General features: G+C 71.5%; 17 protein-coding genes and 1 tRNA gene. 9 read left to right on the top strand and 9 right to left on the bottom strand.

The window, feature by feature from the left end; translation table 11 throughout:
- Positions 1–19 precede the first annotated feature (19 nt).
- The 4 genes from FS532_RS13085 (at position 20) to FS532_RS13070 (ending at position 5,145) form a co-directional block, all read left to right on the top strand.
- Complete coding sequence (locus FS532_RS13085; RefSeq protein ID WP_260852742.1) at positions 20–2,806, top strand: LuxR family transcriptional regulator; 2,787 nt, start codon at positions 20–22, stop codon at positions 2,804–2,806.
- A gap of 137 nt (positions 2,807–2,943) precedes the next feature.
- Complete coding sequence (locus tag FS532_RS13080; RefSeq protein ID WP_144754994.1) at positions 2,944–3,660, top strand: alpha/beta fold hydrolase; 717 nt, start codon at positions 2,944–2,946, stop codon at positions 3,658–3,660.
- 44 nt (positions 3,661–3,704) lie between these two features.
- Positions 3,705–4,541: an alpha/beta fold hydrolase gene (locus FS532_RS13075; RefSeq protein WP_144754990.1), complete on the top strand. Its 837-nt coding sequence runs from the start codon at positions 3,705–3,707 to the stop codon at positions 4,539–4,541.
- Positions 4,542–4,650: 109 nt separating this feature from the next.
- Positions 4,651–5,145 carry a hypothetical protein gene (locus tag FS532_RS13070; RefSeq protein ID WP_144754987.1) on the top strand — a complete coding sequence of 165 codons (495 nt, stop codon included), beginning with the start codon at positions 4,651–4,653 and terminating at the stop codon, positions 5,143–5,145.
- Between the two features lie 124 nt (positions 5,146–5,269).
- Here the strand turns inward: FS532_RS13070 and FS532_RS13065 are convergent, their stop codons facing one another.
- A complete protein-coding gene (locus FS532_RS13065; RefSeq protein WP_144754984.1) occupies positions 5,270–5,677 on the bottom strand; it encodes a hypothetical protein in 408 nt (135 codons plus the stop codon).
- Positions 5,678–5,875: 198 nt separating this feature from the next.
- Here FS532_RS13065 and FS532_RS19065 point away from each other — a divergent pair, with 198 nt between their 5' ends.
- Entirely contained in the window at positions 5,876–6,010 is a 135-nt protein-coding gene (locus tag FS532_RS19065) for a hypothetical protein (protein ID WP_260852683.1), read from the top strand.
- Positions 6,011–6,094: 84 nt separating this feature from the next.
- Here the strand turns inward: FS532_RS19065 and FS532_RS13060 are convergent, their stop codons facing one another.
- Positions 6,095–7,480 carry an MFS transporter gene (locus FS532_RS13060; protein ID WP_144754981.1) on the bottom strand — a complete coding sequence of 462 codons (1,386 nt, stop codon included), beginning with the start codon at positions 7,478–7,480 and terminating at the stop codon, positions 6,095–6,097.
- A gap of 89 nt (positions 7,481–7,569) precedes the next feature.
- On the opposite strand from FS532_RS13060, the gene FS532_RS13055 reads away from it, so the two are divergent.
- Together FS532_RS13055 and FS532_RS13050 are read left to right on the top strand one after the other, a co-directional pair.
- Positions 7,570–8,991, top strand: coding sequence for an LLM class flavin-dependent oxidoreductase (locus FS532_RS13055; protein WP_144754978.1), 1,422 nt, complete (start codon positions 7,570–7,572; stop codon positions 8,989–8,991).
- Positions 8,988–10,256: an acyl-CoA dehydrogenase family protein gene (locus tag FS532_RS13050; RefSeq protein WP_144754975.1), complete on the top strand. Its 1,269-nt coding sequence runs from the start codon at positions 8,988–8,990 to the stop codon at positions 10,254–10,256. Before FS532_RS13055 ends, FS532_RS13050 begins: the two co-directional genes overlap by 4 nt.
- Before the next feature lie 203 nt (positions 10,257–10,459).
- On the opposite strand, the gene FS532_RS13045 is transcribed toward FS532_RS13050, so the two are convergent.
- From FS532_RS13045 to FS532_RS13020, 6 genes are all read right to left on the bottom strand, one after another.
- Positions 10,460–10,804 carry a metallopeptidase family protein gene (locus FS532_RS13045; protein WP_144755489.1) on the bottom strand — a complete coding sequence of 115 codons (345 nt, stop codon included), beginning with the start codon at positions 10,802–10,804 and terminating at the stop codon, positions 10,460–10,462.
- A 38-nt stretch (positions 10,805–10,842) separates the two neighbouring features.
- On the bottom strand, positions 10,843–11,187 hold the full coding sequence (locus FS532_RS13040) for an acyltransferase (protein ID WP_260852680.1): 345 nt from the start codon (positions 11,185–11,187) through the stop codon (positions 10,843–10,845).
- 299 nt (positions 11,188–11,486) lie between these two features.
- Positions 11,487–11,562 (bottom strand) — tRNA-His (locus FS532_RS13035).
- Between the two features lie 66 nt (positions 11,563–11,628).
- A complete protein-coding gene (gene orn, locus FS532_RS13030; protein WP_144754972.1) occupies positions 11,629–12,255 on the bottom strand; it encodes an oligoribonuclease in 627 nt (208 codons plus the stop codon).
- A gap of 726 nt (positions 12,256–12,981) precedes the next feature.
- The gene (locus tag FS532_RS13025) at positions 12,982–14,223 is read right to left on the bottom strand and encodes an MFS transporter (protein ID WP_144754969.1); all 1,242 of its coding nucleotides are present in this window, start codon (positions 14,221–14,223) and stop codon (positions 12,982–12,984) included.
- Entirely contained in the window at positions 14,220–14,666 is a 447-nt protein-coding gene (locus tag FS532_RS13020; RefSeq protein ID WP_158521919.1) for a MarR family winged helix-turn-helix transcriptional regulator, read from the bottom strand. Before FS532_RS13020 ends, FS532_RS13025 begins: the two co-directional genes overlap by 4 nt.
- A gap of 61 nt (positions 14,667–14,727) precedes the next feature.
- Between FS532_RS13020 and FS532_RS13015 the strand changes: the two genes are divergently transcribed.
- Both FS532_RS13015 and FS532_RS13010 read left to right on the top strand, forming a co-directional pair.
- Positions 14,728–15,018 (top strand): hypothetical protein, encoded by a 291-nt coding sequence (locus FS532_RS13015; RefSeq protein ID WP_071295918.1) that lies wholly within the window; start codon positions 14,728–14,730, stop codon positions 15,016–15,018.
- 48 nt (positions 15,019–15,066) lie between these two features.
- A complete protein-coding gene (locus FS532_RS13010) occupies positions 15,067–15,327 on the top strand; it encodes a thioredoxin family protein (protein WP_092384087.1) in 261 nt (86 codons plus the stop codon).
- Here the strand turns inward: FS532_RS13010 and FS532_RS13005 are convergent.
- Positions 15,271–16,770: a DUF6716 putative glycosyltransferase gene (locus FS532_RS13005; RefSeq protein WP_144754963.1), complete on the bottom strand. Its 1,500-nt coding sequence runs from the start codon at positions 16,768–16,770 to the stop codon at positions 15,271–15,273. The two genes, FS532_RS13010 and FS532_RS13005, sit on opposite strands and share 57 nt — an antisense overlap.
- Positions 16,771–16,785: the final 15 nt, after the last annotated feature.

Raw genomic sequence — 16,785 nt, 5'->3', positions numbered from 1 at the left:
CCATACTGGCGCGGTGACGATGGCGCAGCCCGTCATCGGGCGTGAGCGGGAGATGGCGGTCCTCCGGGATGCCCTCCGTGACGTGGCCGACGGCGGTTCCGCGTTCGTGGTCGACGGCGAAGCGGGCATCGGCAAGTCGTCGCTGGTCGCCGAGGCGATCGCGTCCGCGAACGCCTCGGACGTGCGGACGATCACGACCACCGGCACCCTGGCCGAGTCGGCCGAGCCGTACGCCGCGCTCCACATGCTCCTGTACCCGTTGCGCGGCGGCATCGCCGACCTGCCCGGACCGCAGCGACGCGCGTTGGACGTGGCGTTCGGGGTCGTGAACGGTGTCCAGCCCTCGCCGCTCCTCGCCGGGCTCGCGGCACTCACACTGCTCTCCGACGCGGCCGCCGAACGCCCGCTCCTGGTCGTCGTCGAGGACCTGCACTGGATCGATGCGCCCTCCGAGTGGGCGCTCCGGATGATGGCCCGCCGTGTCGGTGAGGACCCGGTCGTCATGGTCATGACGACCAGGAACACCGACCTGACGGAGTCCCCTGGCCTCCGGCGCCTGCACCTCGCACCGCTCGACGACTCGGCGGCCGGTGCGCTGCTCGACCGGGTCCCCGGATCGCCGAGGGGGCAGGCTCGACGCGACCTCGTGCTCCGCGCCGAGGGCAACCCCCTGGCGCTGTACGAACTCGGTCGGTCGGCATCGGCGGACGGGGCCCGCGAGCGCCCCGTCGTGGGGAGGGTCGAGCAGGAGTTCGCCGCTCGGTACGCCGAACTGGACCAGTCCGTCCGGTTGGCGATCCTCGCCGTGGCGTTGTCCGGGGGCAGCAGTGCCGAGGAAGCGGCGCGGGTGGCCGCTCGGGCCATCGGCAGGTTCCCGGCGCCGACGTGGACGGAGCAGGCGTCGGCGTCCTCGCTCCTCGAGTGGGTCGCTCCTCGTGCGATCCGGTTCCGGCACCCGCTCGTGCAGTCGGCGGTCCTGACGACGGCGCCGGCGTCCGCGCGCACCGCGGTCCTGCGGTCGCTCGTGCTCGAACACGAGGACGATCCGGCTCGGACCATCTGGTGGCGTGCCGAGCTCGCCGCCGGTCCCGATGATCCCCTCGCCGACGAGATCGCCGCGCTCGGCGGGGAACGGACGGCGATGTCCGACCCGTTCGCCGCGAGCCAGGCGTACGAGCGGGCGGCCGAACTGACGTCGGACGTGGCCCGGCGCGTCGAGCGGCGCATCGTCGCGGCCGAGCTCGCGGGGCTGTCCGGCAGGATCTCGGACGCGTCGATCCTCGTGCAGCGAGCACGCGACGAGGCGCCCGACCGGCTGCTCGCGGCGCGTGCGGCGTGGGTGGCCGAGACGCTGCCCACCGGCAGGACGGGGCTCGCCGTGGGCGACCTCGGGCCGGCGCTGCACGCGGTCTCCGAGATGCAGGCGGCCGGCGGGGTCGAACACGCCACCGCTGCGCTGCTGTACCTCGCTGCGATCGCCTGGGACCACACCGCAGAGGCGAACCCCGGGGACCCGATGCTCGTCGTCATCGACGCCCTCGCGCTCCCCGACGACGATCCGCGGGCGATCCTGCTGGCCGCCCGGACCGAACCGGTGGCACGCGGGGACCGCGTGCTGGAGCTCGCGCTCGCGGCGGCTCCGGCGGCCTCGGAGGAGGACTCCGCCTGGCTCCTCGGGTACGCGCTCAACCTCGTCGGTGAGATCGACACCGCCCGTGTCCTGCTCGACCGCGCCCTCGCGAGCATGCGGGCGCGTGGCGAGCTGCGGACGTTCCCGCAGGCGCTCATGGGCACCTCGATGACGACGTACCTCGCCGGGGACGTCGCGAGGGCCCGTGTCCTCGCGGAACAGGCCGCATCGCTCGGTGGTGACCTGGGAGACGCCGGGTTCTCGGCCGCGGCACGGTGCGCGCTCGCCTGGTTCGACGCCATCGAGGGAGCGGAACCGGACGTCGAGCGCATCGCCGGCGGGACCGCTGCCGGGGCCCAGGTCCTCCGCTCCAGTGCCATGCGCGCGACGCTCCTCGGCGCCGCCGGAGCAGCGTTCCTCGTCTCGGGTCGCGCGACGGACGCCCTCGAACGCCTCCGGTGCCTCTTCGACGCCGACCACGACGCCTTCAACCCGTCGTTCGCCGTCATGACCTCCCACGACTACGTCGACGCCGCGTTGGAGTCGGGCAACCGTGCGGACGCCGAGCAGCGGTTGGCGGACCTCGAGCAGCTCCACGCGCGCTGGCACGCGCCCATGGTCCGCACGGCGATCGACTACGCCCGGCTCGCACTCGCCCCCGATGACGAACTCGAGGCCGCGTGGGCGACCCTGCAGCACGAGCGCTGGGCGATGCCGTACCTGCGGGCCCGTGCGCTCCTCCGGCTGGGCGGCCGTCTGCGTCGTGCGGGCCGGAACGACACCGCCCGAGCCGTGCTGCACGCCGCCCTGGACGGGTTCGAGGCGATGCCCGCACCGGCGTGGGCAGACCGTGCGCGTGGCGCCATCCGGGCCACCGGCGAGCGGCTGCCGGCGTCCGGACGCCGCAGCGTCGAGCTCCTCACCCCGCAGGAGCTCCGCGTCTGCGAGCTCGCCGCCCGGGGGATGAGCAACCGGGCCATCGGCGAGCACCTGTTCGTGTCGCCGAGGACGGTGGGCGCCCACCTGTACGCGGCGTTCCAGAAGCTCGGGATCTCGACGAGGCAGCAGTTGCCGACGGTCCTGGCGACGACGAACGCGCTGCCGACCGCGCCGTCCGCCGCGCTGCCGTCCCCGCCACCGGTCGATCCGTCCGCCGAGCCGTCGGTCGGTGACTAGGTCACGCTCTGGGAGATCTCGGTCATCGTGACCGATGTGCCCCGCCGGCCCCGGCCCTAGCGTCACGGACGGGAGCCCACGCTCCCGCCACCGACACAGGTCCACGGCACCGGCCGCGGACCGGGAAGCGACGCACCGTGCCCGGATCACCCACCATCGTCCTCGTCCACGGAGCCTTCGCCGACGCCGCCAGCTGGGCGCCCGTCACGGAGCTGCTCCTCGACCAGGGCTTCGACGTCCTCGTCCCGCCCGTGTTCAACCGCAGCCTGTCCGGCGACGCGGCCTACATCAAGTCCTTCGTCGAGCAGATCGACGGACCGGTCCTGCTCGCCGGGCACTCCTACGGGGGCGCGATCCTCACCGTCGCGGGCGTCGCGGAGAACGTCGTGGGTCTCGTCTTCGTCGCCGCCTACGCACTCGAGGAGGGCGAGAGCCTCGGCGCCCTCCAGGGCGGCTTCCCCGACAGCGACCTCGCCGCGAACCTCGTCTACGCGCCGTACCCCGTCGAGGGTGCCGAGCCCGGCACCGACGTCTCGGTGGCCATCGACGCCTTCCCGGCGGTCTTCGCGGGCGGCCTCGACCTCGAGAAGGCCAAGGTCCTCGCCGTGTCGCAGCGCCCGCTGTCCGCGGTCGCGTTCGGTGAACCCGCGTCCGTCGCGGCGTGGAAGACCAAGCCGTCCTGGGGCATCGTCTCCAGCGCGGACCACACCATCAACCCGGACGTCGAGCGGTTCGGCTACCAGCGCGCCGGCGTCCGCAAGGTGATCGAGATCGACGGACCGCACCTGGTGATGCAGACGCACCCCACCGAGGTCGCGGCGTTCATCACCGACGCCGTCGCCGAACTCGGCTGACCACCCACCGACACCACGACCGCAGAACACGCACAGGAGCAACCATGGGTTACGTGACCACCGACGACGGTGCAGAGATCTACTTCAAGGACTGGGGCGACGCCGACGCGCAGCCCATCGTCTTCCACCACGGCTGGCCGCTGTCCTCCGACGACTGGGACGCGCAGATGCTGTACTTCCTGGCCGAGGGCTTCCGGGTCATCGCGACCGACCGACGCGGGCACGGCCGCTCGTCGCAGATCGGTACCGGCCACGACATGGACCACTACGCGAGCGACGTGTCCGCCGTCGTCGAGCACCTCGACCTGCACGACGCGATCCACGTCGGCCACTCCACCGGTGGCGGCCAGGTCGCCCGCTACGTCGCGAAGTACGGCCAGCCGCAGGGCCGGGTCGCGAAGGCCGTCCTCGTGTCCGCCGTCCCGCCGCTGATGGTCAAGACCGACGCGAACCCCGACGGCACCGACATCTCGGTCTTCGACGGGTTCCGCGCTGCACTCGCCGCCAACCGGGCCGAGTTCTTCCAGGCCGTCGCCTCCGGCCCGTTCTACGGCTTCAACCGTGACGGTGCGACGCCGTCGGAGCCGGTCATCGCCAACTGGTGGCGGCAGGGCATGACGGGCAGCGCCCTGGCCCACCACGAGGGCATCAAGGCCTTCTCGGAGACGGACCAGACCGAGGACCTGCGGGCCATCACCGTGCCCGTCCTCGTCCTGCAGGGTGACGACGACCAGGTCGTGCCGTACAGGGACGCGGCCCTGAAGCAGGCCGAACTGCTCGGTGACTCCACGCTCAAGATCTACGAGGGGTACCCGCACGGCATGCTGACCACGCACGCCGACGTCATCAATCCCGACATCCTCGCGTTCATCCGCAGCTGACCGCTGATGTGCGTGCCGGGGTGCGGCCAGGCGTGGCCGCGCCCCGGTGCGCCGTCCCGGGTGCGAGTGCGGGAGCGGTGGCCGTTGCGGTTGCGGTTGGATGGTCCACGTGAGCAAGCAACTGCCTGCCCGGATCCTCCGGGCTCCGCGTCGATTGCGCCTGGCGATGCAGGTCGGGTCCGCCATCGCCGTCGCGGTGGCCGTCACGCTGCCGCTCGCACAACGGAGCGCCTGGCCGGTCAGTGCAGCACTGCTGGTGGCAGCGTCGCTCGTGCTGTCCCGTGGGGTGCGTGCCCGGGTCGAGCTGCGGGGCGACGAGCTGGTGGTGCGGGACTACACGTTCTCGACGCGGATCGCCCGTGACCGCATCCTGATGGTGCACCGGTTCCCGTCGATCGACTGGCGGGGCGCGGACGGGATCCCTCGCGAGACCCTGGTCAACGCGTTCAACCCGCAGCGGCTGGACTCCTTGGGCCCGACCGATGCGGAGCTCGACCAGATCCGCGAAGTGCTCGAGCGCTGGCTGACGGGCGCCGACGCGCACCACGATGCGACGCGCGGGATCACCGGCGCGGGGGAGCGACCAGCCGGGACCGTCACCTGACACCCACGGTCGACGCTGACGTCCGGGCCGCGTACGACGCCTTCCTGCTCGGAGCGCCCCTGCCGGGGAGAGAACGCGGCTGATCCTCACCAGCGGCTCGACGATCTTCCGGGCGATGCAGTGCTCAGCGCCCCGGAATCACCTCGAGACGACGGAGGTGCTGTGCGACCTCGACACGACTCGGGAAGCCGATCCGGTCGAGAGCCCCCACTGCGACGACCTTGGGCCACTCTTCGCCGTCGAACAGGACGTACCGGAGCCCCGAGGGCAGGTCCGGCCCGTGGTCGTCCGTAACGACGACGCCCTGCAGCCCCACGAGGTGGCCGGAGCCGCTCGCGTAGTGCACCCGGTCACCGACGACGGGCAGGATAACGGTGTCCGCCTCCGGCTCGTCGGTGTCGCGTTCGATCACCGAGGGCGCGACCATCGCGAGCGCCGCCCCGCCCCAGGTGACGGGGGAGATCCGTGTTGCCCCCGTTCCGTCCCGCGCAATGCGCCAGGTGCGGAGCCGTCGTTCGTCGTGCTCGATCATCGGGTCGCCTTCGGGTCGGCTTCTCGCAGCCTCGGGTCAGGCTGTTCCCCGGACCGTACTGCCGTTCGGGCGTGGGTTGCGAGAGTTCCTCGATGACTTTGCGGGAAGCAGCAACGCTGCGGCGACACCGCTGCCGGGTGAGCCTGTCCTCCGGGCGGTGAGCTGTTCCGGCGCTGGCCGACCCGTTACCGTGAGCGCATGAGCGACCAGCAGCAGCGGCGGAACCCCTGGTGGGCGGTTGCCCTCGTGTTCGTGTTCGGCGGGTTCCTGTCCCTCGTCGCCGGCAGGATGCTGCCGTGGCAGGACCAGGATCGCCGGGATCCCGACTACTGACCCGGGCGCCCGAGTCTCGCGTGAGCTGCCCCGAGTCTCGCGTGAGCCGACAGTTCTCGGGCCGCGGAGCGCGAAAACTGTCGCTCAGCCCGAGACTCGCCCAGCCGCGCTAGCGCCGACCCGCTCCGTCCGCCGCGCCGCAGCCACCGGATCCACCGCGAACACCGCCGCCACGATCGAGAGCACCGCGTACACCCCGAGGTACCCGCACAGGATCCACGGCGAGCCCCCACCGAGCTCGACGAACACGGCGGCCAGCAGCGGCGTCAGCCCGACGGAGAAGATCGACCCGATCTGGTACCCGAGCGACATCCCCGAGTAGCGCCGACCGGTCGGGAACTGCTCGGCGAACCAGGCGGCCTGCGGCCCGTAGATGCTGTCGTGGAACACGCACATCCCGATCAGCGCGACGAGCGGCAGGAGTACGAGCGGCCCCGCGTCGAGGAACGCGAAGAACGGCCAGATGAGCACGGCGATCCCCACCGCCGACCAGATCGTCAGGACACGCCGGCCGACCCGGTCGGACAGCCACCCCCAGAACGGCGTCGACACGAGCGACACCGCGGAGATGACGAGCACGGCCTGGAGCCCGGCGGCCGACCCTTCCTCGCCCCGCTTCGCCAGCAGGTAGGTCAGCGAGTACGTCGTCAGGATCGAGTAGAGCGCGGGCTGCACGAGCCGCAGCCCGGCCGTGACCAGGATCGACCGCGGGTGCTTCCGGATCGCCTGCCAGACCGGGAACCGCTCGATGTTCCCGGAAGCGCGCAGCTCCTGGAAGACGGGCGCGTCCTGCACACCGAGCCGGATCACGAGCCCGACGGCGACGATCACGGCGGAGAACAGGAACGGCAGCCGCCAGCCCCAGGCCAGGAACACCTCGTTGCCGAGCAGCAGCCGCACGAGCGTGAAGACACCGGTCGCGAGCAGCATCCCGCCCGCCGACCCCATCTGTGTGAACGCCCCGAACAGGCCGCGGTGCCGTTCCGGCGCGTGCTCGACGGACAGCAGCGCCGACCCGCCCCACTCCGCCCCTGCGGCGACGCCCTGCAGCAGCCGCAGGAACACCAGGGCGACGACCGCACCGACGCCGATGGTCGCCGCCGAGGGCACCACACCGATCAGCGTCGACGCGATCCCCATCAGCACGAGCGACGCGACGAGCAGCTTCTTCCGCCCGATCCGGTCACCCAGGTGACCGGCGATGATCCCGCCGAGCGGCCGGGCGACGAACCCGACGCCGTAGGTCGCGAACGACGCGATCACGCCGACGGCCGGCGTCACGGTCGGGAAGAAGGTGGGCGCGAAGACGAGCGCGGACGCGGTCGCGTACAGGTAGAAGTCGTAGTACTCGACGGTCGTGCCGACGAAGGACGCCAGGGCGACACGACGGCGGGTCGCGTTGGTGGACGGTGCGGTGGAACGGACTGGAGGCGCGGCTGCGGTTGTCGGGTTCGGCACCCTCAGGAGCATGGTCGGGTCCCGCAGTGCGTGGAACACCCGGCGTAACGCGAGGTCACGTCATGGCCTCCGGTGACGCCGCGACGGGGAACATGGAACGCATGAGCGATGCACCGAACCGCCCGCTGCGCTTCGCGGCCTTCGTCATGAACACGACGTCGCACATCCAGCACGGGCTGTGGCGCCACCCGGACGCCCGCCAGACGGACTTCGACGACGTGACGCTGTGGACCGACCTCGCGAAGACCCTCGAGCGCGGGAAGTTCGACGCGATGTTCTTCGCGGACGTCGTCGGCACGTACGGCCCGGCGCGCGGCGACTACTCGACGAACCTCCGCGAGGGGCTGCAGATCCCCTCGAACGACCCGTCGGTGCTGCTCTCCGCGCTCGCCGTGTCGACGGAGCACCTCGGGCTCGCGTTCACCTCGAGCGTCATCCAGTCGCACCCGTTCGACTTCGCCCGCAAGGTCTCCACCCTCGACCACATCACCCGGGGCCGGATCGGCTGGAACGTCGTCACGAGTGCGCTCGACAGCGCCGCCCGGAACTTCGGGCAGGACCGCCTCGAGGAACACGACGAACGCTACGTCTGGGCCGAGGAGTACCTCGAGGTCTGCGCGAAGCTCTGGGAGGGTTCCTGGGAGGACGGCGCCGTGCTGAAGGACCCGGTGCTCGGGTACGCGGACCCGTCGAAGGTGCACCGCATCGACCACCACGGGAAGCGCTACGACGTGCAGGGCCCGCACCTGTCCGCGCCGTCACCACAGCGGACGCCCGTGCTCTTCCAGGCGGGGTCCTCGCCGGCCGGCCGGGCCTTCGCCGCGCGGAACGCCGAGGCCCAGTTCATCCTCACCTCGAACCGGGACGCCACCGAGCAGCTCATCCGCGAGACCCGCGACCTCGCCCAGGCAGCCGGGCGCCGGCGGGAGGACATCGCCTTCTTCCTCGGGCTCACCTTCATCACCGGGTCCACCGAGGCCGAGGCGAAGGCCAAGGAAGCCGAGATCGACGAGTACCTCGCGGCCGACGGATTCCTGGTGCACTCGAACCTCGGCTTCGACCCGGACACCGGCGAAGCGCTCGACCCGGACACCCCGCTGTCCGAGGTCCGCACCCACGCCGGACAGTCGCACCTGCAGTGGCTCCGCGAGGCCGCCGGGGACCGCGAACCCACGATCGCCGACCTCGCCCGCCTGTCCGCCAAGCTCCGTGCCCGGGTCGTCGGCACGCCCGACCAGATCGCCGACGAACTCGCTGGCTGGCAGCGCGTCGGCGTCGACGGGGTGAACGTCATCAACTGGACCCTGCCCGGCTCCTACGAGGAGTTCGTCGACCACATCGCGCCGACCCTGCAGGATCGCGGGCTGATGCAGTCCGAGTACCGCGAGGGGACCCTGCGCGAGAAGCTCTTCGGGCACGCGCAGCTGCCGGACTCCCACCCGGCAAGGCGCTGGCGCGGCGCGTTCACGGGCGGCGCGAGCGGCGTCGCGGAGGCCGCACGTGCCGTGGAGGTGACCGCATGACGGCGGCGACCTCGACCGACGGGCGCGGGACGGGCCTCCCGGCCGACCGCCTGGTCACCCTGCGGGCGCGATTCGCACCCGTGTTCGCGACCATCCGCGACGGCGCGGTCGAGCGTGAGCTCGCCTCTGGAACCCCTGGTGACCGGCCGATGCCGCACGACGAGGTCCGCGCGCTCGCCGACGCCGGGTTCGGGCGGCTGCGCGTGCCGGAGGATCGCGGTGGCTTCGGCGTGACCCTGGTCGAACTCGCGCACCTCGTGGCCGACCTGGCGGCCGCTGACTCGAACATCGCGCACCTGTGGCGCGGGCACTTCGGCTACACCGAGCTGGTGCTCCTCCGATCCGACTCCGCGTCGCGCGACGAGTGGCTGCAGCGGATCGTCGACGGAGCGATCGTCGGGAACGCGACCTCGGAGCGGACCGGGACGACGCTCGCCGACATCTCGACGACGGTGACGCCTGCCGGTTCCGGGTCGCTCCGACTGGACGGACGGAAGTTCTACTCGACGGGCACGCTCTACGCCGACTGGATCTACCTGGCCGCGGACCGCTCCGGCGACCGCGTCACGTTCGCCGTGCCGGTCGACGCGCCCGGCGTGACGAGCGTCGACGACTGGGACGGCTTCGGGCAGCGGCTCACGGCGTCGGGGACGACGGTCTTCTCGGGCGTGAGCATCGATCCTTCCGTGGTTTCGGCCTACAAGGACGCACCGTTGTCGCACATCCAGGCCTTCTACCAGCTGTACCTGCTGGCCGTGCTCGCGGGGATCGGGCAGGCGGTCGTCGACGATGCCGTGGCGTTCGTGCGACCGCGGACCCGGACGTACATCCACGCGAACGCCGCCCGGCCGGGGGACGATCCGCAGGTGCTCGCGGTCCTCGGGCGGCTCTCCGCCGGGGCGTTCACCGCCCGCTCGCTCGTCGTCGCCGCGGCGGGACTGCTCGACGAGGTCGTCGCGACGAACGTGCCCGGGTCCGGGGTCGACCACGCGCTGCTCGACGCTGCCGAGAACGCCGTGTACCAGGCGCAGATCGAGATCGGGCCGCGGGTGCTCCGATCGTGCTCCGAGATGTTCGAGGTCGGCGGGGCCTCTGCCGCCGATCGCACCCGGGCGTTGGACCGGCACTGGCGGAACGCGAGGGTCGTGGCGTCGCACAACCCGGCGGTCTACAAGGAGCGGCTCGTGGGGGAGTACGTGCTGCACGGGCGGGGGCCGGTGGACGCGTGGGAGAAGTACCACGAGGTGGGGCCGACGCGGTTCTGAGGGCGGGGCTGCGACGGCGGCGGGCGGCGGGCGCGGCGCGCGCGGCGGGCGGCGGGCGGCGCGCGGCGGGTGCGTCGCGCGCGGCGGGCGCGGCGCGAGTTCTCGCGGTGAGCGACAGTTCTCGCGCGCGTGGACCCGAGGAATGTCGCTGAGCCCGAAACTCGGGTGCCGGGCGCTGCGGGGAGGCTGCGCCGTGCGGCTCGCTACGCCCAGCCGAGCTCGTGCAGCCGCTCGTCGTCGATCCCGTAGAAGTGCCCGATCTCGTGGACGAGGGTGGTGTGCACCTCGTCCTTGAGTTCCTCGACGGTGTCGCACTCCGCGAGGTGCTGCTTCCGGAACACCACGATCCGGTCCGGGAGCTCGCCGAAGCCGTACTGCCCGCGTTCGGTCGCCGCGATGCCGTCGTACACGCCGAACAGGTCGGAGCCGTCCTCCGGTTCATCCTCGACGACGAACACCACGTTGTCGAGCCCGTCGACCATCTCGTCGGGCAGCAGGTCGAGTTCGTCGGTCACGAGCTGCTCGAAGTCGTCGAGCGACATCTCCATCACGCGAGGATCGTCCCACACCGCGCAGGGAGGGTCCTTCACGGCGTCGGGTCGAGCTCGCGGACCGGCCTGGCGGGGACGCCCACGTAGACGGTGTGGGGGCGACAGTCGCGTGTGACGACGGCGCCCGCTCCGATGATGCACCCGTCGCCGATGCGCACGCCGGGGAGGATGGTCACGTTTGCTCCCACCCACACCCCGCGACCGATCACGACACGGGTGCTGGTGCCGCGACCCCAGCGCTTCGCCGCTGGTCCGACCTCGTGCGTCGCAGTGATGATCAGCGTGCCGGGACCGAGTCCGGAGTTCTCCCCCATGTGCAGTCCGCCGCTGTGGTTCACCACGACGCCGCGGTTGAGGGTGACCCCACGTTCGAAAGTCACCCGACCGCTCCCGAACCACTCGACGCCCTGGTAGATCGTGCTGCGACGCAGACGCAGACCCGCCATCCGAAGGAACGCGAAGCGAACCTGGTTCGGGATCAGACGTGACGCGCAGATCGAGTTGACCCAGTGATCGCGGAGGAGACGGGGCCACATCTTGCCAATTGCGGTGAACACGACGGAAGTTAACCACCCCGACGTGGCAGATGCGGAATTTTACACATGTCGTATGCACGTGCTGCTGACGAAGATGGCCCCGGTCCATCGGACCGGGGCCATCGGCTGATCTGCATCAGCACTGGGGTGAATAACGGGTCTCGAACCCGCGACCTCCTAGACCACAACCAGGCGCTCTACCAACTGAGCTATATCCACCATGTTCGGACCGGCTGACCGGCGCGACCACTCAATAGTAGTACATGCCGGAGCCGGGTCGGACCACTACTGCGCGAGGCGCGGGGCCCACTTCTCGACGACCTCGGCCTGGACGGCTCGGACGTCGTCGGTGCTCGGGCCGGGCTCGGCGACGAACCCCGCGCGGCGGTAGTACTCGAGCTCACGGATCGACTCGAGGATGTCCGCGAGGGCCCGGTGCCCGCCTTGCTTCTCCGGGGCGTTGAAGTACACCCGCGGGAACCAGCGACGGCAGAGCTCCTTGATGCTCGACACGTCGACGCTGCGGTAGTGCAGGTGTCCGTCGACGCGGGGCATGTACTTCGACAGGAACGCCCGGTCGGTGCCGATCGTGTTGCCCGCGAGGGGAGCGGTGCCCTCGGCCGGGACGTGCTGGAGGATGTACTCGAGCACCTGGTACTCGGCGTCCGCCAGGCTCACCCCGTTCGGGATCTCCTCGATGAGGCCCGAGGTCGTGTGCATGTTCGTCACGAACTCGTTCATGTTGTCGAGCGCTGACTGATCGGGCTTGATCACGATGTCGAACCCGGGGTGCACGGGGACGAGGTCGAAGTCGGTGATGACCACGGCCACCTCGACGAGTTCGTCGACCTCGAGGTCGAGGCCCGTCATCTCGCAGTCGATCCAGACGAGGCGGTCGTTCGCAGTTGCCATGGTGTCGATCCTATTCCGCGTCGTGGTCGGCTCCGTCGCGGGCAGGTGCTGCCGCGGTGGCCGGGGCTGCGTGCCCCACGCGCGAGCGGGCGAAACACACACCGTTCGGGCCTCTGCCGAGCCGCATTTCACCCGCTCGCGCGCTGGTCTGGTCCGCCAGGCGGCGAGCGGGCGGGATGTGTGGGTTCCGCTCGACCGCGGGGCCGCATTGCACCCGCTCGCGCGCTGGGTCTCGGCCCGGACCCGGCGAGCGGGCGGAATGCGTGTGACCCGCGCGACCAATGGGCCGCATTTCACCCGTTCGGCAGCGCGCCTGCCCCGAGCCCGCCAGCGGGCGAATCATGCGGGATCCGCACGATCGCCGTGCCGCATTTCACCCGTTCGGCAGCGTGGCAGCCCGGGAGCCCGCGAGCGGGCGGATTCCGCCCCGTCCAACGCGGGCAGCGGACCGGTTCCGCCCGCTCGCGGTCGGTGGGCTGCCGTGGTCGCAACCGCCTGGAGGCGCGGTGCCGGTCCCGGGACCGGCACCGCGCCTCCAGGCCGTCACCTCCACTTCGCGAACGGGCGGAATCTGGCGGGCTCGGGGCCTGGACGGCACGTATTCCGCCCGCTCGCGGAGCGGGCGGGCGACCGGAGCTGGCGGGCGCAGGCGCGCGTCCACTGAGCGGAAACCGTCGGGTCCACGTTCGGGACCCGACGGTTTCTGCTCACTCGACGGGAGCGGCGCTACGCCATCTCGCCGGCGCCGATCGCCTCGGCCTCGACGCGCTCCGGCTCGGCACCGTCGTCGACGCGGCGCAGCACCTTCGTGGTGCAGACCACGACGACGAAGGCGACGGCGACGGACAGCCCGGCGAAGACGTACGCGGCCGAGGGGGCGTAGGCGTCGGCGAGGAGCGTGGCCACGGGCGGGGCGATCGCGCCACCGATGAAGCGCACGGCGGAGTAGGCGCTCGAGGCGACGGAGCGGGGGAGGTCGGTGGCCTCCATGACGCACTCGGTGAGCACGGTGTTGAGGACACCGAGCACGAGTCCGCCGATGATCACGCAGATGATGAGTCCCACCTGCGACCGCACGACCACGGCCGCGGCGAACAGGTCGAGCGCCAGCAGCGGGAGCGCGATCTTGAGCACGGTCGTCCGGCGGAGACGGGCGGTGAGCATCGGGGCGACCCACACCGAGGTGATCGCGAGGCCGACGCCCCAGCCGAAGAAGGTGAAGCCGATGCCGAGCGCGCCGAAGCCGAGCGGGAACGGCGTGTAGGCGAGCAGCACGAAGAAGCCGATGTTGTAGAACAGCGCGGTCGCGGCGAGGGCGGCGAGTGCCGGGCGACCGAGGGCGCGGAACGGTGCCGAGAGCTTCGTCGGGGTGGGCTTCTCGAGGTTCTTCGTCTTGAGGAGCGTGACGATGGCGATGAACGCGATGGCCATGAGCGTGGTGACGCCGAAGAACGGGCCGCGCCAGCTCACCGAGCCGAGCAGGCCGCCGACGAGGGGACCGACGGCGATGCCGAGACCGAGGGCGGCCTCGTACAGGATGATCGCGGACGCGGTGCCGCCGGAGGCTGCCCCGACGATCGTCGCGAGTGCGGTGGAGATGAAGAGCGCGTTGCCGAGGCCCCAGCCGGCGCGGAAGTCGATGATCGTCCAGACACTGTTCGACGTCGCCGCGAGCACCGAGAACAGCACGATCAGGGCGAGTCCGATGAGCAGGGTGTTCTTCGCGCCGATGCGGCTCGAGACCCAGCTGGTGAAGAACATCGCGACGCCCGTGACGGCGAGGTAGCTCGTGAAGAGGAGCTCGGTCTGCGCCGGGGTCGCCTTCAGCGAGACGGCGATCGCGGGGAGGATCGGGTCGACGAGGCCGATGCCCATGAAGGCGACGACGCAGGCGAAGGCGATCGCCCACACTGCTGACGACTGCTTGAGGATGCTGCCGGACTGGCCGGCTGGTGCGTGGGCGTTCACGCGAGGGTCTCCGTTCTGGTGGTGGTGGAGGTCCGCGAGGCGATGAGGGCGGCCGCGGTGTGCAGGGCGTCCCAGTCGTCGTCGTCGAGGTCGGCGAACATCGGGCCGACCGTGCGGGTCATGGTGGCGCGCCACTCGGCGAGTCGGGCGCGGCCGGCTTCCGTGAGCTCGATGAGCTGCCCGCGGGAGTCGTCGGGGTCGACGCTGCGGGTGATGAGTCCGTCGGCGGTCATGCCGGTGACGAGTCGGGTCATGGTGGGCTGCGCGACGCGCGAGGCCGCGGCGAGCTCGCCGAGGCGGAGCGGCTGGTCGGTCTCGAGGATGCCGAGCGTGCGCCAGACGGCGGCGGACGTGGTGTTGCCCGTCGCCTGGGCAGCGGTGCGGATCAGGCGGTTCACCGAGACGAGGAGTGTCTCGATGGTCTGCTCGCGACTCGTTTCCATAGCAAAACTATATAGCGAAGCTATGAATGAGTCAACAGGCGCCGCCTGGTAGAAGGGATGCATGAGCGACATCACCATCCACGAAGGCGACGAGTACACCGCGATCTTCCACGGCGGACCCTTCGACGGCACGACCGACACCCGCACCGCGACGAGCGACGCGCTGGACGACGAGGTCACGGTGTTCGCCGACGTCGAGGGCCTGCAGACCGCGTTCACCTACCGCATGACGAAGTCCCGCCAGGTGCTCGACCAGACCTCCGCCGAGTTCGAGTACGTGCCGGGGGAGTCCGACCCGGTGGACGACCTCGCCGACCGCGGCGACCGCAGCGGCGAGTTCGACCGCGAGTAGCCCCACGGACCGGGAGTGGATCCCCGCACCCCCGCGTTGCACGATCACATGCAGCTCGACCTCTGGACGTCCTCCTTCTGCGCCCCGTGCGCCGCCGCCCGCCGGGTGTCGGCTGAGGCGTCGGAGCTCGTCCCCGGACTGCACGTGACCGAGCGCGACGTGGCGAACCACCCGGACCAGGCAGAGGACCTCGGCATCCGGTCGACCCCCACGATCATCGTGCGGCGGGACGACGGTGCCGAGGTCTTCCGTTCACCGGGGGTCCCAACCCGCGATCAACTGCTCCTCGCCATCGCGAAGGCCGTCTGAGCGATCGCCGAGGCGGTCTGACACGTCCGACCGTCGCGTCGCGTCCGACCGGCGCGATGCGTCCGACCGGCGCGCCCCCGCTCGCTGACTCGTCGGGGCGAGCACGACCGGCGCCTCCGTCGGACGGACGACCCGCAGGACCCGCCGGCCGAGGCGCTTCGCGGCCCGTACCGGCGCCCCGATCAGGAGGGCCACGGTGCCCAGCACGCTCCGGTCGTCCGGCCCGAGGGCGTTCTTGCGCTCCCACGCTCGTCGGAGTTCCCCGCCACGGCTCCGCCGCGCTGCCGGTCGATCGACGAGTCCACCCGCATCGCGGAGCGCCATCAACGCCTCGGTCCGCGCCGCCCAGTCGTTCTCGGACTCGGGGTGGAAGTGGTTGTCGTGCATCCACTCCGCCCGCACCGTGCCGAAGCGGCCGTCGACGAGGTCACGGGCGTCGCCCTCCAGACCGCTGCCCACGAACACCTCGTTGATGAGGTGCCGACCGGTGCCGAAGTCCGTGAGCGTCAGGGCCGGCACGCCTCGTGCGGCGGCTTCGAGCACGGCCGTCGAGCTGATCGTGACGAGGGCGACGGCGCGGTCGAGGTGCTCGGACATCGGCCCGCTCTCCACCACGAGGTTCGCCGGTGCGTCCGCCGGCACGAGGTCCGGGTACGGGTCCTGCTCCCGGTGCGTCTGGTGTTCACCGGCGGCGGCACGGACCTTGATCACCACGCGCCACGACGGGTGCCGGCGCGCCGTCTCGACCAGCCAGTCGACGACGCGCTCGCGGTCGGCGCGCTCGGCGGGGACGCTCGGCTGGGCGGCGAAGACGACGGCGTCACGGACCGGCCCGCCCCCGTCACGGACGCCGGGTGCATCACCGCGACGCGCGAACGGCAGCGTCGCGAGCGCGAAGTGCGGCTCGACGCCGCCCTCCGCCGCGAGGTCCTCGTACGCGCGCACCTCGCGGTGGCTGTGCAGGACGAACAGGTCCGCCCGCGCGCGGAAGAACACACCCTTCCACTTCGCCGGGTACGAGATCCCCGGCAGCCCCGTCACGAGGACCGGACGCCGCCCGACCCGACGCAGCACTTCGTCGACGACGAGCTCCGCGACCGGCCCGATCACCGACACGAGCACGGCGTCCGGCGGGTCCCGTCGGAGCCGCTCGACGATCGCGTCGACGTGCATCGGCGTCGGCGGGGCCGCGGCGAGGTGCGCCAGTCGGTCGTCGAGACCCCGGAACGCGGACCGCAGCTGCGCGCGACTCGCGGATCGCGGCGTCGCGACGGTCAGCAGCTCCAGGTCCCAGTGCGCGGGTGCGGTGGCGAGCAGGTGGGCACCCCACTTCGCGAACGAGTCGGTGTCGACCAGGCCGACCACCCGTCGGGCGCGTGGCGCCGTACCGGACTGGAGGCGCGCCTCCAGTCCGCCCGTCGGCCCGCCCCCGTCAGCCGTCACGTCCAGACCGCCGCC

Origin of the sequence: Curtobacterium pusillum (assembly GCF_007673235.1) — a bacterium.
Lineage (GTDB): Bacteria > Actinomycetota > Actinomycetes > Actinomycetales > Microbacteriaceae > Curtobacterium > Curtobacterium pusillum_C.
The sequence above is the reverse complement of the archived record's forward strand: the minus strand, read 5'-3'. Positions and strand labels throughout refer to the sequence as shown.